At 31.9% G+C, this 23,940-nt stretch carries 23 protein-coding genes, 2 pseudogenes and 1 riboswitch; of the genes and pseudogenes, 15 read left to right on the top strand and 10 right to left on the bottom strand.

Annotation, left to right across the window (positions count from 1 at the left end):
- Positions 1-203: 203 nt before the first annotated feature.
- Entirely contained in the window at positions 204-1,541 is a 1,338-nt protein-coding gene (locus tag HMPREF3046_RS00385) for an aspartate aminotransferase family protein (protein WP_070715493.1), read from the top strand.
- A gap of 128 nt (positions 1,542-1,669) precedes the next feature.
- On the opposite strand, the gene HMPREF3046_RS00380 is transcribed toward HMPREF3046_RS00385, so the two are convergent.
- Entirely contained in the window at positions 1,670-3,121 is a 1,452-nt protein-coding gene (locus tag HMPREF3046_RS00380) for an APC family permease (RefSeq protein ID WP_070715490.1), read from the bottom strand.
- A gap of 739 nt (positions 3,122-3,860) precedes the next feature.
- On the opposite strand from HMPREF3046_RS00380, the gene alsS reads away from it, so the two are divergent.
- From alsS to HMPREF3046_RS00360, 4 genes are all read left to right on the top strand, one after another.
- Positions 3,861-5,525 (top strand): acetolactate synthase AlsS, encoded by a 1,665-nt coding sequence (gene alsS, locus HMPREF3046_RS00375; protein ID WP_070715489.1) that lies wholly within the window; start codon positions 3,861-3,863, stop codon positions 5,523-5,525.
- A 29-nt stretch (positions 5,526-5,554) separates the two neighbouring features.
- Positions 5,555-6,259, top strand: a complete 705-nt coding sequence (gene budA / locus HMPREF3046_RS00370) for an acetolactate decarboxylase (protein ID WP_002449310.1) — start codon at positions 5,555-5,557, stop codon at positions 6,257-6,259.
- 238 nt (positions 6,260-6,497) lie between these two features.
- Positions 6,498-6,953, top strand: coding sequence for a hypothetical protein (locus tag HMPREF3046_RS11445; protein ID WP_256278204.1), 456 nt, complete (start codon positions 6,498-6,500; stop codon positions 6,951-6,953).
- Between the two features lie 608 nt (positions 6,954-7,561).
- Entirely contained in the window at positions 7,562-8,278 is a 717-nt protein-coding gene (locus HMPREF3046_RS00360; protein ID WP_049432762.1) for an epoxyqueuosine reductase QueH, read from the top strand.
- A gap of 53 nt (positions 8,279-8,331) precedes the next feature.
- On the opposite strand, the gene HMPREF3046_RS00355 is transcribed toward HMPREF3046_RS00360, so the two are convergent.
- Both HMPREF3046_RS00355 and HMPREF3046_RS00350 read right to left on the bottom strand, forming a co-directional pair.
- On the bottom strand, positions 8,332-8,607 hold the full coding sequence (locus tag HMPREF3046_RS00355; RefSeq protein WP_070715488.1) for a hypothetical protein: 276 nt from the start codon (positions 8,605-8,607) through the stop codon (positions 8,332-8,334).
- A gap of 71 nt (positions 8,608-8,678) precedes the next feature.
- On the bottom strand, positions 8,679-9,749 hold the full coding sequence (locus HMPREF3046_RS00350) for a quinone-dependent dihydroorotate dehydrogenase (protein WP_070715486.1): 1,071 nt from the start codon (positions 9,747-9,749) through the stop codon (positions 8,679-8,681).
- A gap of 225 nt (positions 9,750-9,974) precedes the next feature.
- Here HMPREF3046_RS00350 and HMPREF3046_RS00345 point away from each other — a divergent pair, with 225 nt between their 5' ends.
- The 4 genes and pseudogenes from HMPREF3046_RS00345 to HMPREF3046_RS00335 all read left to right on the top strand — a co-directional run bounded on the left by HMPREF3046_RS00345 (position 9,975) and on the right by HMPREF3046_RS00335 (position 12,259).
- Positions 9,975-10,829 (top strand): fructosamine kinase family protein, encoded by an 855-nt coding sequence (locus tag HMPREF3046_RS00345; protein ID WP_070715485.1) that lies wholly within the window; start codon positions 9,975-9,977, stop codon positions 10,827-10,829.
- 68 nt (positions 10,830-10,897) lie between these two features.
- Positions 10,898-11,011, top strand: a pseudogene (locus HMPREF3046_RS11630) (DUF2316 domain-containing protein); the annotation flags it as partial.
- A gap of 24 nt (positions 11,012-11,035) precedes the next feature.
- On the top strand, positions 11,036-11,854 hold the full coding sequence (locus tag HMPREF3046_RS00340; protein WP_070715484.1) for an NmrA/HSCARG family protein: 819 nt from the start codon (positions 11,036-11,038) through the stop codon (positions 11,852-11,854).
- A 27-nt stretch (positions 11,855-11,881) separates the two neighbouring features.
- The gene (locus tag HMPREF3046_RS00335; RefSeq protein WP_070715482.1) at positions 11,882-12,259 is read left to right on the top strand and encodes a VOC family protein; all 378 of its coding nucleotides are present in this window, start codon (positions 11,882-11,884) and stop codon (positions 12,257-12,259) included.
- A 91-nt stretch (positions 12,260-12,350) separates the two neighbouring features.
- On the opposite strand, the gene HMPREF3046_RS00330 is transcribed toward HMPREF3046_RS00335, so the two are convergent.
- From HMPREF3046_RS00330 to HMPREF3046_RS00305, 7 genes are all read right to left on the bottom strand, one after another.
- Positions 12,351-13,220 carry a DMT family transporter gene (locus HMPREF3046_RS00330; RefSeq protein ID WP_070715481.1) on the bottom strand — a complete coding sequence of 290 codons (870 nt, stop codon included), beginning with the start codon at positions 13,218-13,220 and terminating at the stop codon, positions 12,351-12,353.
- Positions 13,213-13,638 (bottom strand): NUDIX hydrolase, encoded by a 426-nt coding sequence (locus HMPREF3046_RS00325; RefSeq protein WP_002449463.1) that lies wholly within the window; start codon positions 13,636-13,638, stop codon positions 13,213-13,215. The genes HMPREF3046_RS00330 and HMPREF3046_RS00325 overlap by 8 nt, the downstream gene beginning before the upstream one ends.
- Complete coding sequence (locus HMPREF3046_RS00320) at positions 13,607-14,158, bottom strand: class I SAM-dependent methyltransferase (protein WP_305366879.1); 552 nt, start codon at positions 14,156-14,158, stop codon at positions 13,607-13,609. The genes HMPREF3046_RS00325 and HMPREF3046_RS00320 overlap by 32 nt, the downstream gene beginning before the upstream one ends.
- Positions 14,159-14,168: 10 nt before the next feature.
- A complete protein-coding gene (locus HMPREF3046_RS11440; RefSeq protein WP_256278203.1) occupies positions 14,169-14,375 on the bottom strand; it encodes a hypothetical protein in 207 nt (68 codons plus the stop codon).
- Positions 14,376-14,768: 393 nt separating this feature from the next.
- Positions 14,769-15,005, bottom strand: a complete 237-nt coding sequence (locus tag HMPREF3046_RS00315; RefSeq protein WP_070715479.1) for a DUF896 domain-containing protein — start codon at positions 15,003-15,005, stop codon at positions 14,769-14,771.
- A gap of 12 nt (positions 15,006-15,017) precedes the next feature.
- Complete coding sequence (locus HMPREF3046_RS00310) at positions 15,018-15,962, bottom strand: LLM class oxidoreductase (protein WP_070715476.1); 945 nt, start codon at positions 15,960-15,962, stop codon at positions 15,018-15,020.
- Positions 15,963-16,118: 156 nt separating this feature from the next.
- A complete protein-coding gene (locus HMPREF3046_RS00305) occupies positions 16,119-16,685 on the bottom strand; it encodes a TetR/AcrR family transcriptional regulator (protein WP_070715474.1) in 567 nt (188 codons plus the stop codon).
- 289 nt (positions 16,686-16,974) lie between these two features.
- Between HMPREF3046_RS00305 and HMPREF3046_RS00300 the strand changes: the two genes are divergently transcribed.
- From HMPREF3046_RS00300 to HMPREF3046_RS00275, 6 genes and pseudogenes are all read left to right on the top strand, one after another.
- Positions 16,975-18,033 carry a PTS sugar transporter subunit IIC gene (locus HMPREF3046_RS00300; protein WP_070715472.1) on the top strand — a complete coding sequence of 353 codons (1,059 nt, stop codon included), beginning with the start codon at positions 16,975-16,977 and terminating at the stop codon, positions 18,031-18,033.
- Positions 18,034-18,137: 104 nt separating this feature from the next.
- Positions 18,138-19,562 (top strand): phosphate--AMP phosphotransferase, encoded by a 1,425-nt coding sequence (locus HMPREF3046_RS00295; protein WP_070715470.1) that lies wholly within the window; start codon positions 18,138-18,140, stop codon positions 19,560-19,562.
- A 425-nt stretch (positions 19,563-19,987) separates the two neighbouring features.
- Entirely contained in the window at positions 19,988-20,716 is a 729-nt protein-coding gene (locus tag HMPREF3046_RS00290) for an aggregation-promoting factor C-terminal-like domain-containing protein (protein WP_070715468.1), read from the top strand.
- A 117-nt stretch (positions 20,717-20,833) separates the two neighbouring features.
- Positions 20,834-21,445 (top strand): annotated as a pseudogene (locus tag HMPREF3046_RS00285) (phytoene desaturase family protein); the annotation flags it as partial.
- Between the two features lie 63 nt (positions 21,446-21,508).
- A riboswitch (SAM riboswitch) is annotated at positions 21,509-21,623 on the top strand.
- 68 nt (positions 21,624-21,691) lie between these two features.
- On the top strand, positions 21,692-22,861 hold the full coding sequence (locus tag HMPREF3046_RS00280) for an aminotransferase class I/II-fold pyridoxal phosphate-dependent enzyme (protein ID WP_070715467.1): 1,170 nt from the start codon (positions 21,692-21,694) through the stop codon (positions 22,859-22,861).
- Between the two features lie 27 nt (positions 22,862-22,888).
- The gene (locus HMPREF3046_RS00275) at positions 22,889-23,887 is read left to right on the top strand and encodes a D-lactate dehydrogenase (RefSeq protein WP_070715465.1); all 999 of its coding nucleotides are present in this window, start codon (positions 22,889-22,891) and stop codon (positions 23,885-23,887) included.
- Positions 23,888-23,940: the final 53 nt, after the last annotated feature.

Here is a 23,940-nt window from a genome sequence, read left to right as displayed (position 1 = left end):
CTAATTTGTTAGGAATTATGTCCCACCCTCTTGTGATTTATATTTATCATTGTTTAAAAGATAGAAAAATATATTTTAATTTTTCTGAAAATATTTACAAATCTGACAATTATTAGTAAGATATTGATTATTATCACAAGAATTGAAGTCAATAAAGAAAGTTAGATATAAGTTATTCATACTTTGGGAGAGGATGAGTCACCTTGAGTAAAGCAGAGGACATGATAAAAGAAGATAGTAAGTATTTTGCTACTTCAGGACGTATAAAATATTATCCACTAGTCATTGATCATGGATATGGGGCAACTTTAGTAGATATAGATGGAAAAGAATACATTGATTTGTTAGCTAGTGCAAGCTCACAAAATGTGGGACATGCACCAAAACAGGTAACAGAGGCGATTAAAAAACAAGTAGATAAATTTATTCATTATACCCCCGCATATATGTATCACGAGCCTTTAGTGAAACTGTCTAAAAAGTTATGCGATATTGCGCCAGGCGATTATGAAAAACGTGTCACATTTGGTTTGAGCGGTTCGGATGCTAATGATGGTATTATCAAATTTGCACGTGCTTATACAGGACGCCCATATATTATCAGCTTTACAAATGCGTATCATGGTTCTACATTTGGAGCGTTATCAATGTCGGCTATCAGTTTAAATATGCGTAAACATTACGGTCCATTATTAAATGGATTTTATCATATTCCATTTCCAGATAAATACAGAGGAATGTTTGAACAACCTAGGTCAAATACTGTTGAAGAATATTTAGCGCCATTGAAAGAGATGTTTGCTAAATATGTTCCAGCTGAGGAAGTAGCATGTATCGTGTTAGAAACGATTCAAGGAGATGGTGGACTATTAGAACCAGTAGAAGGCTATTTTGAAGCACTTGAAACGTTATGTCGAGAATACGGTATTTTAATTGCTGTTGATGATATCCAACAAGGATTAGGTCGTACAGGTTCTTGGAGCTCTGTGGACCACTTTAACTTTACGCCAGATCTCCTTACATTTGGTAAATCATTAGCAGGTGGATTACCAATGTCAGCGATTGTGGGTCGAAAAGAAATCATTGAAAGTCTTGAAGCACCAGCACATCTATTTACAACAGGAGCAAATCCAGTAAGTTGTGAAGCGGCTCTTGCTACGATTGAAATGATAGAAAACGACGACTTACTAACAGTTAGTTCTGAAAAAGGAAACTACGTGCGTCAACGTATGAATCAATGGGTAGATCAATACGATTATGTCGGAGATGTGCGCGGTATTGGGTTATCTATTGGGATTGATATTGTTAAAGACAAACGGTCAAAAGAAAGAGCTGCTGAAGAAGCATTGAAAATTTGTAATTACTGTTTTGAACATGGTGTAGTGATTATTGCAGTTGCTGGGAACGTCTTACGTTTTCAACCGCCACTCGTTATTACTTATGAACAGTTAGATAAAGCGTTAGATGTTATTGAAGAAGCGCTTCAAGCACTACAAGATGGTGATTTAAATCAATATAGTATAGAAGGACAAGGTTGGTAAAATATATTAAAAGAGCAAGAAAAGACGTTAAGTGAATGTCTTTTCTTGCTCTTTTTCAGTACATTCCCCTTAAAAAACAATTGAATGTTTCTTAAGGGGATATGAGAAATATAAGTTAGTGCATTATCTTAATCTTTTGGTACGACATAATCATCTTCATCATTCTTTTTAGAATGTTTAATACCATAGAATACATAAATCACAATACCAACTAAGAACCAGATTAATGTATAAAGTTTAGCTTCAAAACTTAATCCCCAGAATACAAGCAAGACTAATAAAAAGGTAATGACAGGTAATACAGGGAAGAACGGTACTTTAAATGATGGAACTGGTAAATCTTTGCCTTCACGTTTTCTTAAACTATACATTGCAATAGATACGAACATAAATGCGATTAATGTACCTGCTGAAATTAATTGAGCTAAGAAAGCGAATGGGAACATTGAACCGATTAAAACACCGATGATAGTGAGAATAACAAGCGCTCTATTAGGTAAATGTTTATCATTTAATTTGGCTAACCAAGAAGGTAATAATCCGTCACGGCCAAATGAATAAAGTAAACGTGAACCCGCTAACATCATACCGATTAATGCTGTAAACATACCGATGACTGAAATAGCTTGAACTACTGCTGCCACTATACCATGTCCACTTTGACGAAGTGCCCAACCTACAGGTTCAGCATTCCCAGCATATTTGGAATAATGGAACATACCAACTAATACTAAAGCTACAGCTACGAATAAAATAATCGCAACGATTAATGATCCTAAAATACCACGAGGCATCGTTTTTTGCGGATTAATAGCTTCAGCTGAGTTGGCAGCAATTGAATCAAACCCTATGTATGCCAAGAAAATCATTGATACACCTGCATAAATACCTTGCCACCCACCAAAGTCACCAGTTGCAGTGACTTTATGCTCAGGAATAAATGGAACATAGTTACTTGCTTGAATTGCTGTTAATCCAACAATAATGAATAAAACAATCGCTAGAACTTTTAAAATAACAAGAATATTTTCGATACGAGCAGCTTCACTCATACCACGAGATAATAATAATGCAGTTAAAATAATAACAATTGCTGCAACTAAGTCTATAATTCCTCCATTTGCACCAAAAGGGTTAGATAAAGACTTAGGTAACGCAATACCTAAAGGAGACACAAGTCCTCTTAAATTGGCTGAAAAACCAGAAGCTACAAAGGCAACAGCAATAAAGTATTCGGCAAGTAATGCCCAACCAGCTACCCATCCAAAGAATTCACCAAATAAAACGTTAATCCAAGAATATGCAGAACCAGCAAAAGGCATGGCTGCAGCCATTTCCGCATATGAAAATGCAACTAAACCAGCAACAATTGCAGCTAATAAGAAAGATAAAGCTACGGCTGGACCAGCATGCTCTGCTGCAACTACACCAGGTAAAGTGAAAATGGATGTTGATACAATAGTACCTACACCTAATGCAAGAAAATCTTTAACACGTAAAGTACGTTTTAAATGTCCATCTTTATTTTGATAGATAGTGGGATCTTCTTTTCTAGTAAAATTTTTGAAAAAACTGTCCATAATTATGAACCTCCACTAATAATTTTAAAATTTAATTAATTAGCTTGTTAGCTATATAACATTTATTATCATAGCATAAAAGAATGGTATGTTGTCTAAAATTTCTGAAAATTTAAAGTTTTCTTACTTTTAATCAAATAAGAATACATAACTAGACAATTTAAATGATAAATTCGATTATATCAGATAAACCTAAAATAAAAACAACAAAAAAGAGTATATTTACTCTAAAAATATAAAAAGTAGTAATTATATCAATATTGGTACTATCATTATAGAAGACAAGTCAAGTCATTAGACCTTTTTAATTATATCATTTTACAATGGTTAAAGTATATTGACCTATTCCAATATGGAATGGTTACCATCGAAAATATGTATTTTATTAATGTTTCGATGCGTACTATAATAAGAAATGTAATAAAGTTACAACGTATTCAAATGTTCTAATAAGTATGTCTTACTATCATTCCCTTAAAATTGACATATATAATAGAAAACTCCCATCTCATATTTGAATATGTCTAATTAACTGAGATTACACTTCAACTTTAAAAATTGAAGTTATTTAAATATAAAGAAGCCGCAATTAACATGTGACTAAGTCTTTCCCTCTTTTTCCCTAAAAAAATAGACATGTGTGTGGCTTCTTTTTAATTGGGTATAAAAAAATAGAAAAGTAATTTTGAAATAAAAACTTTAAATTACAAATGTAAACTTGAAAGGATATGAATATAAAATGACTAAAAAAAACTATTCTGCTGCAGATATGGTCATTGATACTTTAAAAAATAATAATGTGGATTACGTATTTGGTATTCCAGGTGCAAAAATCGACTATTTATTCGATGCATTAGAAGATGATGGTCCAGAACTTATCGTTACACGTCATGAGCAAAATGCTGCGATGATGGCACAAGGCATTGGACGTTTAACAGGTAAACCTGGTGTTGCATTAGTAACAAGTGGTCCAGGGGTAAGTAACTTAACAACTGGATTATTAACAGCTACTTCAGAAGGTGACCCTGTATTAGCAATCGGTGGTCAAGTTAAACGAAATGATTTATTACGTCTTACTCACCAAGCTGTAGATAATGCTGCGTTACTAAAATCATCAACTAAATATAGTGCAGAGGTTCAAGATCCTGAATCATTATCTGAAGTTATGACAAATGCAATCCGCACTGCAACTTCTGGTAAAAATGGTGCAAGTTTCATTAGTATTCCTCAAGACGTTATTTCATCTCAAGTGCAAAGTAAAGCAATCGACTTACCAGAAAAACCTCATTTAGGGGTACCAGCAGATGAAGAAGTAAATGAAGTGCTTCAAGCAATTAAAGATGCTAAATTCCCTGTATTACTTGCAGGTATGAGAAGTTCTAGTGAAAAAGAAACAGAAGCAATTCGTAAATTTGTTGAAAAAACAAGCTTACCTGTTGTAGAAACTTTCCAAGGTGCTGGTGTGATTAGTCGTGAATTAGAAGACCATTTCTTTGGTCGTGTTGGTTTATTCCGTAACCAAGTGGGTGACGAATTACTAAGAAAAGCTGACTTAGTAGTTGCAATCGGTTATGATCCAATTGAATACGAAGCTAGTAACTGGAATAAAGAATTAGATACTGAAATTATCTCAATCGACGAAGTGCATGCTGAAATTACAAATTACTTACGTCCTAAAAAAGAATTAGTAGGTAATATTGCAGGTACAATTCAAATGATGTCAGAAAAAGTATCTGAACCCATTATTGATCAAAAACATTTAGATGATTTAGAAGAATTAAGAGCAAATATTATCGAAGCTACTGGTATTAAATATGAACATGAAGATGGTATTTTACATCCAGTAGAAATTATTAATACAATGCAAAAAACATTAACTGATGATACAACTGTTACAGTAGATGTAGGTAGTCATTATATTTGGATGGCTCGTAAATTTAGAAGTTACAATCCAAGACACTTATTATTCAGTAACGGTATGCAAACTTTAGGTGTTGCGTTACCATGGGCTATAGCAGCTGCATTAGTACGTCCAAACACACAAGTTGTATCAGTAGCTGGTGATGGCGGTTTCTTATTCTCAGGTCAAGATTTAGAAACTGCTGTACGTAAAAAATTAAATATCATTCAATTAATTTGGAATGATGGTAAATACAACATGGTTGAATTCCAAGAAGAAATGAAATATAAACGTGCAGCTGGTGTAGCCTTTGGTCCAGTAGATTATGTTAAATATGCAGAGTCATTTGGTGCGAAAGGTATCCGAGTAACAAGCCCAGAAGAACTTGAAGCTGCAATTAAAGAAGGTTACGAAACAGAAGGACCAGTTTTAATTGATATTCCAGTAAATTATAAAGATAATATTAAATTATCAACAAATATGTTACCAGATTCTTTAAATTAATTTTCTAAAAAATAGGAGTGAATATTAATATGGGTCATGTATTATATCAACATGGTACATTAGGTACATTGATGGCAGGTTTATTAGAAGGAACTGCAACAATCGATGAATTATTAAAACATGGTGATTCAGGACTAGCAACACTTACAGGTTCAGACGGTGAAGTTATCTTCATTAATGGAGAAGCTTACCATGCAAATGAAAAAAAAGAATTCGTTAAACTTAAAGGTGATGAATTAACACCTTTTGCAACAATTACTAAATTTGAAGCAGATGAATCTTATGAAACTTCTAATAAAGATTCTGAAACAGTATTAAATGAAGTTAAAGAACATATGTTAAGCGATAATTTATTCTCAGCAGTAAAAATCACTGGTAAATTTAAAAAAATGCATGTTCGTATGATGCCAAAACAAGAACCACCATATACAAGATTAATTGATTCAGCACGTAGACAACCTGAAGAAACTCAGGAAGATGTTAACGGTACAGTGATTGGTTTCTTTACACCTGAATTATTCCATGGCATTGGTTCTGGTGGTTTCCACATCCATTTCGCCAACGATGATCGTAATTTCGGTGGACACATTTTAGATTTTGAAGTAGATGATGTAAAAGTTGAAATTCAAAACTTCGAAACATTTGAACAACACTTCCCGATCGATAATAAAACATTCACTAATACTGAAATTGATTATGCAGATATCGATGCAGAAATCAGAGAAGCTGAATAATATATTATAGAGTTCGAATCTTTTAAGATTCGAACTTTTTTATTTTATGAAAATAATATTTTGAGAAATTCAATTTAATGATATAATGATTTCGAGTTTTATGTTTATGGAGGTATATAGGGTGCATTGTCCAAATTGTGGTCAGTTATATCAACAAGGGGGTTTATTTTGTGGATAATGTGGAACAAAATTAGATCAGGTCACACTATCTACAACAGCAATACCAGAATCATTAAACTTGGATAGTCATGTAAACAAAAGTATAAATCACTCTAATTCACGTTCTGTTACTTCGTCAAATGCTGTATCAAAAGAACAGCCTATAGTGAATCAACATAACAATATTGAGTCGTCTCAAACGCAAGATACACCTGATGATACATCTTACCAGCAACGTTATGGTCATCCTGGTGTTTCAAGTCAAAAAGTTAAATTTGTTGTCGAAGAAAGTAAGACATTCTTTAAACAAGTATTTAAACGGCATGATATAATTATTGAATGTAATCATGCGTTTATTTATTCATTATTAGCTTTATTAGTGATAGTGGGCTTATTTATTTTAGGATTTTTTATGCATTTTATTATTGAAGGTAGCTTTGGTTATATCGTTTCAGGAGCAGTTGCTATTATTCTAAGAGTAATACTAGGCATCGCTATTGCTGTAGCTATTCTTTTTTTATTATTTATGGAGTGATACGTTTAACTATACTTCAACCTTTTCAAATTAAAAAAGGTTTATCAGACTTTATTTTAACGAATACATTATCAGTGCTTATACTTTTATTAGGATTTATTTCACTATTTTTAAAATTTTATGTTTTAAGTAGGGCATGGGGAGTATTTTCAACTATCTTATTATTTACATCATGTATATATTTAATTACTAAATATAGTGTAAATAGAAAGTGAGGTATCCCTAGTTTTTACGGTGTTATTATATTTTTCATGATTATTGGATTTGCATCATCGTTAATGAGTCAACTCGATGATTTCGGAGTATTACGCCGCAGAGTATTTGGAAGTGGTTTTAGTGGCTTATTGTAAGCATTGTGGCAGTAAACTTGTTCTAGCTCAAAATGTATGTATTCAATAAGGTACGCATGTCATTAATGGATTTAAGCAATCACCATCTTTAAGAAATAATAAAAAAAATACATATAACAATAAAAATTTTCAAAGAAATAGAAGATTACACTACTAAAAAAGTTCAAGATATAGTGAATCGATAGTATCTGATATATCCTTATTGTATAAGTCCCAAACTAAAAATAATATATAATATTTTATAAGGAGAAATGAGAAATGTTAAATGCTGAACCTATAATTAAGAAGATGAAAAATCAAAAAATCAATTATGATAAGGTATTGAAAAAACTGATTAGTCAATGGGAGCGTGAAGGAGTTCGCCCTAAAATTTTATTACATAGCTGTTGTGCACCTTGTAGCACATATACATTAGAATATCTATCTCAGTATGCAGATATTGCTATTTATTTCGCTAATCCTAATATTCATCCTAAAAATGAATACTTAAGACGTGCCAAAGTCCAAGCACAATTTGTAAAAGATTTTAATGAGAAGACTGGACATTCGGTAAAATATATTGAAGCTGATTATCAGCCCAATGAATTTATGAAGATGGCGAAATCGCGTGGTCTTACTGAAGAACCTGAAGGTGGAAAACGTTGTACAGCGTGTTTTGAGATGCGTTTAGAGCTTGTCGCAGAAGCAGCAGTGAAGTATGGATATGATTATTTCGGTAGTGCATTAACATTATCTCCTAAAAAGAATGCTCAATTAATTAACGAACTCGGTATGGAAGTTCAACGATTATACAATACATATTATTTACCTAGTGATTTTAAGAAAAATAAAGGTTATGAACGATCTATAGAAATGTGTAAGGATTATAATATATTTAGACAATGTTATTGCGGATGTGTATTTGCAGCAATGGAACAAGGTATTGATTTTAAAAAAATTAATCGAGAAGCTAAAGCATTTTTAGAACAATTTTAAAAAGGAGTAAGAGAGAATGAGTTAAATATTCTTTCTTACTCCTTCGCTTTTAGTTATAACGTACGATGGATAAAACGCACAATAGCTAAAATAGCAATAACAAGGGCAGATAGTAATCCAGCAATTTTTATACCTTTCTTCTCTTTTTCAGGTTCAGGATCTTTATTTTCCATCATTTCCAATAGTTCACGTTCAATTTCAAGATCCAAAGCTGTTTTCTTTTCACCATTGTAACCGATACTATTATCGTATTCTTGAGAAGATTTGGTATCTTCAATGTTATGCTTATCTTTAGTTTGTAACTTTGTTTGTTTATCTTCTATAGTCATCAACATATCCTCCAATCGTACGTGCTACGTGTAATATTAGTATAACGCACTATATCGTTTAGTGAAATATTTTAACGTCTAGCATCTAGCCCAATAATCTCACTAATATGACTATAATGATTTGCTTTTAAATATTTAGCAATATCTCGATTAATCTTTTTAGTTAAACCAGGGCCTTCTATCACGAGAGATGAGTAGATTTGTACAAGTGATGCACCATTTCGCATCATTTGAATAGTATCTTGCGCACTAAAAATACCACCTGTACCAATGATTAAAAACTCGCCATTCGTTTGTTGATAAGCCCATTTTACAAGTTCCAAATTACGTTTAAGTAAAGGTCGACCACTTAATCCTCCGTCTTCTACTTTATTTGGAGAAGATAATCCATCACGTTGACGTGTGGTATTAGCTAAAATCATACCATCAAAGGTTTCAGTAATTTGAGGTAAAATAGTTTTAAAACCTTCAAGTTCTAAGTCTGAAGTGAGCTTTAAAAAAATTGGGACATTCACTTCATGTTGTGCTTTATAATCTGTTAAAGCATGACATAACATTGAAAATTCATCTTTATCATGGAAACTTTGTAAATTTTCAGTATTAGGTGAGCTAATATTCACAGTGAAAAATGATACATCTGCTTTAAATGCATCGATGACTTTAATATAATCTTGATAACGTTCTTCGTAAGGTGTCGTTTTATTAACGCCCACATTTAAACCTACAGGAATCGCGTAAGCATGACGTCTTAAATTCCATAAAGCTTTATTCATACCCATATTATTAAAGCCCATACGATTGATTAAGGCATCATCTTCAAGTAAGCGATACATCCGCGGTTTAGGATTGCCATCTTGGGGTTTAGGTGTAATGCCACCAAGTTCAAGAGCACCAAAACCAGCATTTTCAAGTGCTTTAGGCACTTCACATGATTTATCAAAACCAGCAGCTAAACCAACTGGATTTTTAAATGTTATCCCTTTAATGTTTTGTGAAAGAGAGGGGTGTTCATATGTAAATAATTTATTTACAAAAGGTAGTAAAAAAGCATTTTTCTGAGTGAATTTTAAGGCATCTACTGTCAATCCATGTGCCTTTTCAGGTTCGATTTTGAATAAAAGAGGTTTAATTAATTTGTACATAATAATGCTCCATTTCATTGTATTTGAGGCTTACGATCCTCATTTAATATCATTGAAAAAACATTCCTTTAATAGACTAGCACGTTCGCTTAAAAATGAATAGTCTAATTTGAAAGTGTTTGAAAAATTGCCTAACTTTATATCATTTTGGAATGACAAAGGTTAAAGAACCTCTATTTAGGTAATAGAATAGTAGATAAAGAATTGGACTAAGGAGGATAATTAATGAAATCAGAATGGAAAAATCAATTGCCTTTAGAGGGGATTCAAGATATTTCACCAGTAAGCGGTGGAGATGTAAATGAAGCATTTAAAATTACAACAAACGATGATATATATTTTTTATTAGTTCAAAGAAATCGTAAATCCTCTTTCTACGCTGCCGAAATGGCTGGATTAGAAGCATTTGAAAAAGCAGATATTACAGCACCAAGAGTGATTGAAAATGGCGAAATTAATGGCGATGCGTATCTATTACTCAGTTATTTAGAAGAGGGCAGTAAAGGAAGTCAAAAAGAATTAGGACAACTTGTAGCCAAAATGCATAGTCATCAACAGTCAGAAGGTAAGTTTGGATTCGAGTTACCTTATGAAGGTGCTGATGTCTCATTTGATAATACATGGTCAGAGTCTTGGAGTGAAATTTTCGTAGAACGTCGTATGGACCATTTAAGAGATGAACTATTACGTAAAAATTTATGGAACGAAGAAGATAATAAAGTATACGAACAAGTACGTTCTGTTATGATTCATGAATTAGAAAATCATAACAGTAAACCGTCTCTTTTACACGGTGATTTATGGGGCGGTAATTATATGTTTTTAAAAGATGGACGTCCTGCTTTATTTGATCCAGCACCGTTATATGGAGATAGAGAATTTGACCTAGGTATCACTACTGTCTTCGGTGGATTTACACAAGAATTTTATAATGAATATGAAAAACATTATCCTTTAGGAAAAGGAGCAGAAAAACGTTTAGAGTTCTATAGATTATATTTATTCATGGTGCATTTAGTTAAATTTGGTGGTATGTATACAAATAGTGTGAATCGCTCAATGGATCAAATATTAGCCTAATAAAACACTTCGGGTTAAGTCATCTTAATCCGAAGTGTTTCTTTCGTCTTTTTGGAAATAAACTACACACGTTTATGCATTTAATTTGGGACATCCGTGATTTAATTAATGACAATATAAAATAAAATGGGAACATACCAAAAGAATATTCATATTTAAAAAGCAAAAAAGAAGATTATTGATTTTTACAATAGAAGAGATGAGTAATGAACAAAAGTATATTAGTTATTGGTGCTACAGGAAAACAAGATCATGCTGTAGTAAAACAATTATTAGAAGATGGTGGGCAAGTACGAGCATTTACACGTAATAAACATAATGAAAAATTAACATCTATTGATAATGAGAATTTAGAAATCTTCGAAGGTAATTTAAGTAATGAAGATAGCTTAAATCATGCTATGGAAGGTCAGTATGGCGTTTATAGTGTTCAACCTATTATTGTAGATAATGTAGAAGAGGAACTACGTCAAGGTAAGATGATTATACAAACGGCGGAACAACAAAGTATTGAATATATTGTTTATAGCACTGCAGGTGGAGTCAATCGTGACCGTACAGGTCCACATTTCGAAGTCTTAGCTGATATTGAGAATGAACTTAAAGATAGTTCACTAAATTATACTATTATAAAACCATCATTTTTCATGGATAATTTCTTAAGAATTACTAAAGTAGAAAATGGAGAAATTGTAATTCCTGAATTTATCGATAGAGATGTTAAATTTGCGATGATTTCTTCAATAGATATTGCTAAAATTACAACCAATGTATTTGCAAACACTGATAAATATAACCACCAAACTATTGAAATTGCTTCTGATGAACTCACTTTAAATGAAATGGTTAAAACATTTGCCACAGTGACAGGTAAACCTACAGAAATTAAAGGATCATTTTCAAGTGGTACTGGTGAACGTGGTTGGCTTGAAGAGAAAGGTTATGTGATTGATTTTAATCAGATGGATAATATTAATCCCAATCATTTAACGTTAGAACAATGGATTAGTGAAGTGGGGTTTTAATAACTTTTTGAAAATGAGGAAATCATCATGATTCAATCAATGTGGTTTAATTTGCATGTAGAAGATTTAGAACGTAGTGAGCAATTTTACAGAAATTTAGGTTTTGAAATCAATAAAAATCCAGATATGTTAGATAAAATGATTGGCATACAAATTGGACAAATGATTGTGATCTTAATTGAAAATAACCATTTCAAAAAGGTATCGCATGCGTCCGTTTCACAACAACCAAATGAAGTGATTATATCATTAGGTGTTAAAACTAATAATAAAGTGGATGAATTAATGCATAAAGTGGAAGCATTAGGTGGTAAGGTGATTGATGAACCTAAGACTTCTCAAGGATATTATGGTGCAACATTTGCTGATCCAGATGGACATAAATATAGTTTCTTAGTTTGTTAGTTCAATTAATTTTATAAAATACGCCAATTAATATACGCCCCAAAGTTAGAATGAGATCTAAGGGTGGGGCGCATTTTTAATGAAAAAGTTATCATGAAGACGTTTTTTTATCTTTATATAGATTCATATAAATGATAGAAATAATGATTAAAATCGCGCCGGTTATGAATTTAGGCGTTAATGGTAAAGGGAAAAACGGGAAAGAAAATATAAACACAAATATAGGATTGAGGGTTCTTATAATATTCGCTTCACGAAACGAAATGTATTTCAAACCTTCATAAAAGAATAAAAGTCCTATTACGCCACTACACAAAGCAGAAAGTAAAATAGAGAACAAGCCTATGCTTATATGTATGGTATGTAAATGATTAGTCACAATTAATATGATACCTAGCAACAAAGTAGAAGTCGCCTGATTGTATAGTAAGATGGTTTTAGAATCAATGTCTTTGACGGTCTTTTTAGCTAACATATTCGTTAGCGCAAAAAAGAATGTATAAGATAGGGTGGCAATCACACCTAATATACTGTTAAAATCACCTGAAAAATGAGTAATCAAGAATGAACCTATAACAGCAAAAATTATAGGAAGGGTATCGTTTTTGCACAACGTTTCATTTAGAAAGAGCACTGAAAGAAACAACGCAAATATAATATAAAATCTTCCTAATAATCCGACACTAACTGGATCTAACAAACTTAAACTTACATATTGGAGTAAAATACCTATTGTATTAGTAATACCTAAGAGCCATATAAATTTGTTATGATAGATTTTTATTTTACTTTTATCGAGTAATACAGTTATTAATAATATTAAAGTTGAAAACAAAGCATTAAAAAAACTTGCTTGAATAGGTGATAAATCAGTGAGTGAAAGTTTGTTTAATATTGGGGTTAAAGACATGATTGCTACGGAAATAATATTAAATAAATACCCTTTTTTAACCTTATTCATGGTATGCCCCTAAATATTTAAAAATTTCTTCATATAACCCATCTTGAAATGATAATAAATTTTTGTCTAATGGTTCTTTCGTAAGTATTCTTTCAGTAGTTTCTGAATATTTCGGTATATCTTTAAAATAGCTTACTTCAGCTTTTGTAATTGTAGTGGTATGGCCATTTGGTAGTATATAGTAACCTAAATAGTCTATATCACTTTCATTGATGACAGCGCCAGACTCTTCATAAGCCTCTCTGATAGCTGTCTCATTCATCGTTTCATTATGGTTTACCTTACCTCCTGTTAATTCCCATGCTCTTTTTTTATTTTTAACAAAAACAAGATGTCCTTGATAGGTTAAAACAATTAAAACAGAATCATATTTTGTAACTGTCTCATTAAATTGAAGTTTGATATGATTTATAATCATTTTTATCTACCTCCTTTATGAGGTAGATATAATTGTAGAATCCAAAATTTTTATTAAAAACATTTAATATTTGATCAATTGACTCAATCAGTTTAAAACTGATTGAGTCGTTCTTAGAAGTCTTTCGTAGTTCAGTATTTCGTGAGACTACTTTAAAACCATATTTATTAGCTATCTTTTCTAAATCATTTACGCTATATTCCGTATGATAACCAAATTTCCAAACTTTTAATAAAATTTTTATTTTCTTATCTAAAATACCAAACGAATATTTATTTGGTGTCATTAATATAAGGTGTCCATTAGTTTTCAATACTCTATACATTTCATTCATGACTTTATCAGGGTTTAGAAAATGTTCTATAACACCTAATGAAATAACTGTATCAAATGTATTTTGAGGGTAAGGTAAATTTTGAACATCTCCGATAACATACTTAAATTTGATTCCAGTTTTAATCATATACTCAGGTGCAATACTTTTTGTATTTTCAGAAATATCAATACCATGTCCTTCAATTTTATATTTCTCAATAAGTTTGAATAGGATGGCCCCATCCCCCGCATCCAGCTTCTAATACTTTATCGCCTGGACTAAAATAATATTCATTATAAATAAATGTTTTTAATTTATCTTTTGCTCTTTCAATTCTTGATGGTGGGAAATTATATGATTCTTTGTTGTTAGAAAGCTTCCATACATTTTCCCAATGGTGTTTACTTGATACTTTATTCATAGATGCACCTTCTTAGTTGTTTCATATATTATTATATATTTATTTTATATAATATCATAATTATTATCGTGATAAGTTATGATGTTTGATTCTATACCTGAATATATCTTATAAATAAACATTTGTGGCTTGAACTATTCTACGATAGATAGACTATGAAATATATTTGTTGAGTGGCATATAGAATTAGTCGCATAAACGAATATAAGTGAGCAATCACTTTATTAAGTAGTTTTAATTATTAAAATCAAAGAACTACTTTATAGTTTCCCTAGGAAAGGGTTTCAACAAAATGAGCTGTGATTCAATTAAGAACTTTACTCAAAATATGGACATAAAAAACGCCTTCAAAGTCAGAACTTTGAAGGCAGTCTAAGTCTTGATAATAAAATTTTAGTTTTCTTGAATGTTGCCGTATTCTTCTCTTAAGTCATACACTTTATCGGGTGTAACGTCTTGGCCAAGTGGATCGACAACTTTCATCGTTGAGAAAGTATGAAGTACTTGGCCTCTAATCATTCCTAAATATTCTTGTCTTAATTGATGTTGTTCTTGTTTTTCTTCAACACTTAAGTTTTCCACTTTTTCTTTATTTGCTAATTGATTAATTCTTTCTAATAATTCTCTCATTAAATAATCCTCCTAAATTGTATGAGCTGGAAAATGGGGAGTAATATATGTTCCAACTTCCTCTATCATGTCTTCTAATTCACGATTTTGATTTATAAATTTCAAAATGATGTGATTTGTATTCATTGCTTCATATGCTTTTAATATTTGTAATAGGTTTTTTCGTCCCGTACGATAACCACCTTTAATTACAGTTACCGTTTCATTAGGATTGTCAGATAAATCTATGAGTAATACATTGATAAATGGTTTGAAGTAAGGCGTACCTGTGTGCCATTTATCAACGAGTGCTTTTTGTTGTTGAAATGGTTGAGCGTAAAATAACCAACCATCCATATTCTTTTGTATCCATGACATAGACTGTCTTGAGTAACCTGTACCAAACATCGGAATCGTACGATGTTTAGGCAATACTTGTAATCCAGAATCCTCATATAATTCAAAAATCGAATTTGAAATTTTGGGTGAATGTGATTGCCAAAGCGCTCTTAATGATTGAATGGTTGTTTGATAACGTTCTGTTAATGCACTTTCATCTACTTTAAATGCAGGGAATTCGAAAGCGCGATCACCGGTAGCCATACCGAGTAATAAACGTTGATTGGAAATAAGATCAAGCGAGGCTGCTGATTTAGCTAAATGGATAGGATGACGTAGTGTTGCCACGATACTACTTGTTCCAAGTGCAATCTTTGAGGTAAACGCACTTAAATACGTTAGGAAAATAAATGGGTCGTAATTTTCAGTTACGGGTCCTAAATGAGGACTATAAAGTGGATTATCTCTCACGAATAAACTTGTAAATCCTAAACGTTCAGCTTGTTGTGCAAACTTCACTTGTTCATTAAAATCAATATGCTCTTTATTTTTACTATCAAATGGTATGGATAAGCCTAATGTTAATGTGTGATTTTTAAAGGTACGTTTAAAACCCTCATGATCTTCTATCTTGGACATATCATCCCTCCTAACTAAAATTTATATAAACAACACTTATTAACTAAACAACAAGTGTTGTTTATAATATAACGTAAATAACCATTTTATGCAAGTCACATGTTTTTTATAAAACAACACTTACAATCATTAAGACTGTAAGTGTTGTTTATAGAATTATAGATTTGTAATATGGTGAAGTAAAAATGGTAAGTTTTGATCAATAAATTGCTCAGCACATAGTTCACTTGTATCTAACCAATGTCTTGCTAATCCGCATAAACCAGCGGCTAAAAAGCTTGCGCTATTTTCAATAATACTAGAATCGTGCTCGGGATATTTATGTTGTAACATGAGCGTAAAGATATCTTCTAACTCGTTATTAATGCATTTATGAGCATGATTACAAAAAGTATCTCGGTTCAGTTTACAAATATTTTGTACATTTTCTAAGTAATGTGCTATTGAGACGAATAATTTAGAGATAATTTGACCGTTGAGCGTATCTGAAATAGATAACGTTTCTTTAATATCTTTAAGAATAGTCATTGATAATGAATAATCTAATATTTCGTATTTATCATTAAAGTGGGCATAAAATGTAGCTCGATTAACAGTAGCACGATCAGTAATGTTTTTCACTGTAATTTGGGTCATTTCTTTCTCTTGCGACACATCTAAAAATGCTTCTACGAGTAATTGTTTTGTTCGTATAACTCTCGGATCAATTTTATTGCTTGGCACAAAGACACTCCTTTCATTGTAAAATGTGATTACTTTAAATTATTAAACGAACAAAGTAGGTTGTCAAAGAGTATGATTAATAGTTCTGTTTTAAACTAGTATAATAGAAGAAACTCGTTTTTTCTTTTTAAATTACATACATATTATTGGTCAAAATTCTTAAAATATCCATAAAACCAGAAAAATTTAAGAAAATGATAAAATAAATATTCTGAAAATTTAGAAAATGTGTTATAGTATTTTTTATCATTACTTAATATAACAATAAAATATTATAGGAGGTATAAGAATGACAACAGAACTTAGAAAAATAAGCGTTGGAGATTTTATTTTTAGAGTACTTTCCGGAGTGGCTATTGGGATTGTGGTAGGGTTAGTACCGAATGCTATTTTAGGTGAAATCTTTAAAGCGCTTATGCATCACCATCCTATTTTTGCAACACTACTGCATGTGGTTCAAGCTTTACAGTTTACAGTGCCAGCATTAGTAGGTGCGTTAATTGCGATTAAATTTAATATGACTCCTCTTGCGATTGCCGTTGTTTCTAGTGCGGCATATGTAGGAAGTGGCGCTGCTCAATTTAAGAATGGAGCTTGGATTATCGCAGGTATAGGAGACTTAATCAATACGATGATTACTGCAGCTATTGCTGTGTTATTTATTTTACTTATTGAAAAACGCGTAGGAAGCATGGCCTTGATTGTTTATCCAACAATTGTTGGAGGTATCTCAGCTACAATTGGTGTGCTCATCCTACCATATGTACATACTATAAATATTGCGATTGGTAATATGATTAATAGTTTCACTGAATTACAACCTGTATTGATGTGTATGTTAATCTCAATGGTATTTAGTTTTATTATTATTTCCCCATTATCAACAGTAGCCATCGCTATTGCCATTGGTATTACAGGTTTGGCAGCAGGTTCAGCTTCAATTGGTATTTCAGCTACTGAAGCCGTTTTACTTATTGGCACAAGTCAAGTGAATCGTGTTGCAGTACCAATTTCTATTTTCTTTGGTGGCGTGAAAATGATGATGCCAAATATGGTAAAATACCCAATTATTATGTTACCTATTTTAATTACTGCAGCCGTTTCTGGTATAGTGGGTAGTCTCATAGGTATTGCAGGAACAAAAGAATCTGCAGGATTTGGTTTTATTGGTATGATTGGGCCAATTAGTGCGTTTAAGTTTTTACATATTGATTCAGCGATGATGAAAGTGATATTAATTTTTATTGCATTCTTTGTTGTACCATTAGTTACTGCATATATTTTAGACATTATCTTACGTAAAGTTTTAAAATTATTTACAAATGATATATATAAATTTATGGGATAAAAAATTGAGAAAGTGGTAGATGAATTCATCTATCACTTTCTTTTTTAAGAAATAAATCATGTTACAATGTAATAGAGAACATGAAGTTAAAGGATGAAGCGTTAATGACGAAAAAAATTGAAACTTTAGCATTAAAAACAGCAGAGTTAACTCGACGTACACATGAATTAGGCATCCCAGTCATGATATTATTCGAAGGTGTACCAGCGTCTGGAAAAACACGTTTATCTAATGAATTATTATTAAATTTAGATGCGAAGTATACACAATTTATTGCGACACAGTCACCTAAGCAAGATGATTTAAGATATCAATTTTTACAAAAATATTGGAATACCTTATCTAAAAAAGGAGATATAAATATTTACTTTAGAAGTTGGTATTCTCATTATCTAGATTATAGAGAAAATAAAATTAAACACGATAAATATAAAGACTATGATGTACTCAAACAACAAATTTCTTCTTTTGAAGATATGCTTAAACGAGATCAGTATGAAATCATTAAGTTTTTCATAGAAATTAATGAAGAAAAACGTCAAGAACATATTCAACAAACCAAAGATAATCCACTGATGCGTTGGAAAGTGCAAGAATATAGTAATGTACTTTCAACAGATATTTATCTTAAAGATATGCGTCAATTTATAAAAAATGATAAAGCATGGGAAATCATTGATTATACTGAAAGAGAAAAAGCAATTGAAACAATGTATGAACATATTATCAAACGTCTTGAAACAGCGATTGAGAAGCATGAGCAAAAAGAAGAACAGCGAGACGGTAAATTTCATTCTAATTTTAAAACACACCTTTTTGATAGAAAGGTGGATAAAATAAAAAAAGATGAATATAAACAGCTCATTGAGGAATTACAAAATCGTATGAGAGAAATTCAATTCGCTTTATATGATAGAAAGATTCCACTTATTTTAGTATTTGAAGGTATGGATGCAGCTGGCAAAGGCGGAAATATTAAACGAATTAGAGAAAAATTAGATCCAACGGGTTATCGAGTGAATGGCATTAGTGCTCCTACAGATGTTGAATTAAAACATCATTATTTATGGCGATTTGCGAAAGATATGCCAAGAACGGGACACATTGAATTATTCGATAGAAGTTGGTATGGTCGTGTATTAGTAGAGCGTGTCGAAGGATTTGCTACTATCGATGAATGGCAACGTGCATATGATGAAATTAATGCATTTGAGAAAATGTGGACAGATGAAGGAGCGATTATTTTAAAATTCTTCCTTACATTAGATAAAGAAGAACAATTAAAACGTTTTAAAGATCGTCAAGAAAATGTTAATAAACAATGGAAAATTACAGATGAAGACTGGCGAAATAGAGAAAAATGGGATTTATACGTGGAATCAAGTCATGATATGGTTGAGAAAACAAATACATCCTATGCACCATGGCTTGTTGTCCCTGCTGATCATAAAAAAACCTCTCGTATTGAAATACTAAAATATATTATTCGTAATTGTGAAAAGATACTTTGGGGAGTAAAAGATTATTAAAAGTAAATAAGGAAACTTATTACGCACAAGCTTTTATTTTTTATCAAAAGTAAAAAATTTAAATAGCCAATTACATTTTAAAAATATTACAGTAATGTAACAAAATATTAATTTGTAATATGACTAATGGCTTTAAAGTATTGTAAATTTTGTAAGAAAGTATTGTAAAACGTTAATTTATAATAAAAATAAACTCCATATTGATAGAATTTATATATTACAGGAAATATTTAATATATTTCAATATTACAAAATGATGGGTTAATTGTAATTTTTTGTAAAATAAACGTAATACTATTCTACAAATTTTGTGTTATAGTAGCTATTGTCAAAAGTTAAACAACAAATCAAAACAGAAATTAATCTTAAATAAAGAATGAAACATAACGAAAATATATATTTCAATTTTGGAGGAATTATTTATTATGAAAAAGACAGTAATCGCTTCGTCATTAGCAGTAACTTTAGGTTTAACAGGATATGCTTTAACAAACGATCACAGTGCACATGCATCTGAACAAACAACTAACTATTCTCATTTAGCTGACTTAGCTCAAAATAACCCATCTGAATTAAATGCTCACCCAGTACAAGCTGGTGCATACAATATTTCATTCGTACAAGATGGTTTCAAATATACTTTCACTTCAAATGGTAACACTTGGTCTTGGAACTACACTTACACTGGTGGTGCTGATACAGCTCAATCAACTACTGACTACACTGATTCTTATAATCAAGCTTCAACTCAATCAGTAAGTTCAAATAACCAAGCTAGCACTTCAAATGTAAAAGCTGTTTCAGCTCCAGTACAAAGAACGTCTAGCTACAGTAACTACAGTGCTCGTACAACTTCATACTCAGCACCAAAAACAACTTCATACTCAACTGCTTCAACTGGTGGATCAGTTAAAGCTCAATTCTTAGCTAACGGTGGTACTGAAGCTGCTTGGAATGCTATCGTAATGCCGGAATCTGGTGGTAATCCAAATGCTGTTAACCCAATTGGTTACAGAGGTTTAGGTCAAACTAAAGAAGCTTGGGGTACTGGTTCAGTAGCTACACAAACTCAAGGTATGGTTAACTATGCTAAATCACGTTATGGTTCATGGGATGCAGCAATTGCTTTCCGTCAAGGCCACGGTTGGTGGTAAGATTTAAGTAGATAACTGGATAGGGCATCGAGTTATCAAAAAAGGAGGACGACAATGTCGTTCTCCTTTTTTTATTTTTTTAATATAATATTTTTAATTTCTTGCTTAATACATATAAAGATAGATAAAATGGATTATTCATGTTCTGCATTTTTAATTTATGCAGGAATAAACAGAGATTTGAAAGATAAAGTTCATTTGCATAATGTGATTTTTGTTGAAGATTTTAGAGGGAATATTGACGATATCTTTGAAGGAAGATTGCCGAAAGACCCTTCTATATATCTTTACTTCTCCTCCGTTGAAGATGAGGAATTGGCTCCTGAAGGAAAAACAAGTATGTACATTTTAATGCCAGTACCTAAGCTTAAAAATGGTCAAATCGATTGGAATAATCCAGCCATAATTGAACAGGTTAAAAATGAAATTTATAAAAAAGCAGAAACAATTGAATCACTTAAAGGATTACGTAACGATATCGTATCCGAAACTATTTTTACACCTTTAGATTTTGAAACACATTATAATGCTAAATTCGGCACAGCCTTTGGATTAATGCCTACTTTAGCACAAAGTAATTATTACCGTCCGCCTAACGTGTCCCGTGATTATAAAGATTTATATTTTGCAGGCGCAAGTACACATCCAGGTGCAGGCGTACCCATTGTATTAACAAGTGCTAAAATAACAGCAGAGGCTATGTTAGAAGATATAAAGAATATGAAATAGAATAAATAAATCTGAAAATTGACAATTATCAGTATAATGTTAAAATAAGACTTAATACGTAAGAACTTATCGAGAGAAGTGAAGGGATTTGGCCCAATGAAACTTCAGCAACAGGCTTCATAAATATAAAGTACTGTGCTAACTCCAAGAGGATAACAAATAACCTCAAAGATAAGTGACATATATCTCATGAAGCTATATGCCACACGAAAGTGGTATATAGCTTTTTATTTAAGGAGGAATAACATGGTTATTTCAAAAAGATTAGCAGCCATTCCTGATAGCTATTTTGGAAAAACGATGGGCCGTAAAGTAGAACATGGCCCTTTACCACTTATTAATATGGCAGTAGGCATTCCCGATGGTGAAACACCAGAAGGTATTATTGAGCATTTTTCTGAAGCGATTCGCATTCCTGAAAATCAAAAATATGGTGCCTTTCATGGTAAAGAATCATTTAAAGAGGCCATTGTTAATTTTTACCAACGTCAGTACAATGTGACATTAAATAAAGAAGATGAAGTATGTATTTTATATGGTACAAAAAATGGACTAGTAGCGTTACCTACATGTATGGTCAATCCTGGAGAAAATGTGTTACTTCCGGATCCTGGATATACAGATTATTTAGCAGGAGTGATGCTTGCAGATGCCAATCCGGTTTCATTAAATTTAGATCCCCCAGATTATTTGCCCAATTGGGATAATGTAGATAAGAGAGTACTAGACAACACAACGCTTGTTTATTTAACGTATCCTAATAATCCAACAGGCTCAACGGCTACAAAAGAAGTATTTGATGAAGCAATTGAACGATTCAAAGATACAAAAACAAAAATCGTACACGACTTTGCTTATAGTGCTTTTGGCTTTGATGCTAAAAATCCAAGCATACTTGCTTCAGAACACGGTAAAGATGTCGCCATTGAAATTTTCTCACTTTCAAAAGGATATAATATGTCCGGTTTCAGAGTAGGTTTTGCAGTGGGAAATAAAGACATGATTCAAGCATTAAAGAAATATCAAACGCATACAAATGCTGGAATGTTTGGTGCGTTACAAGATGCAGCGACGTATGCACTTAATCATTATGATGAATTTTTAGAAGAACAGAATGAAACATTTAAACGGCGTCGAGATAAGTTTGAAGCAAAATTAAGTGAAGCCCATCTACCATTTGTGCATTCTAAAGGCGGTATCTATTCATGGTTACGTATACCTCCAGGTTATGATAGTGAAACCTTCGAACAATATTTATTAAAAGAGAAATCTATTTTAGTTGCTCCAGGTATACCATTTGGTGAAAATGGAAAACATTACGTGCGTATCTCACTTGCATTAGACGATAAATGGTTAGAAGAAGCAGCTAGTAGATTAATTGACCTAGTTGATATGTATAAAGCAAAGCATCGTTAAAAAATTATGAAGGAAGATGATCAAAATATGACCAAAATTAAAATTATGAGTGTAAGAGATGAAGATATACCCTATATTAACGAGTGGGCGAAACAAAACAATGTTGATGTTGATTTAACCAAAGAAATGTTAACAGAGACAACAGTGGATACTGTAAAAGGATTTGATGGTCTATCGTTATCTCAACAACATCCAATTTCAGAAGAGATTTTTGCGAAATTGAAACAATATGGAATTAAGCAAATTGCACAACGTAGTGCAGGATTTGACACGTATGACTTAGATTTAGCTACTAAATACGACATTATTATCTCAAATGTACCCTCGTATTCTCCAAGTTCAATTGCTGAATTTGCTGTTACACAAGCCATCAATATTGTAAGGTATCAAAAACGTATTCAACATAAAGTACGCAATTATGACTTTCGTTGGGAACCTTCTATATTATCTCAATCTATCCGAGATTTAACTGTGGCAGTAATTGGTACTGGACGCATAGGTTCGATTGTGGCAGACATTTTTGGAAAAGGTTATAACAGTAAGGTTGTCGCTTATGATCCATTTCCAAATACCGCTTTAGCGAAATTCGTTGATTATAAAGATACGTTAGAAGAAGCAATTAAAGAAGCTGATATTGTTACCGTGCATATTCCAGCTACGAAATATAATCATCATTTGTTTAATAACGTTGTGTTTTCAAAATTTAAAAAAGGTGCCGTATTTGTGAATGCGGCGAGGGGATCAATTGTAGATACACAAGCTTTACTTTCTGTTATAGATAGTGGTCGAATTAAAGGGGCTGCGTTAGATACATATGAATATGAAAGAGGATTATTCCCGGGTGATTATCGTGGAAAAGAGATAGATGATGTACTGTTAAAGCAACTTATCAAAAGAGAAGATATTATTTTAACACCACATATTGCTTTCTATACAGAAGCGGCCGTCAAAAATCTCATAGTAGATGCACTTGATGCAACTATGGATGTTTTAACTAGTGGTACGACTAAACTAAGAGTAAATTAAAATAAAAAAAGTTGGAGTATGACTGGACTGACCCCAATTAGTGGGAATGATAT

Origin of the sequence: Staphylococcus sp. HMSC070D05, assembly GCF_001815595.1 — a bacterium.
Classification (GTDB): domain Bacteria; phylum Bacillota; class Bacilli; order Staphylococcales; family Staphylococcaceae; genus Staphylococcus; species Staphylococcus hominis.
Note: the sequence above shows the minus strand (reverse complement) of the source record. Positions and strands in the feature narration are given on the sequence as shown.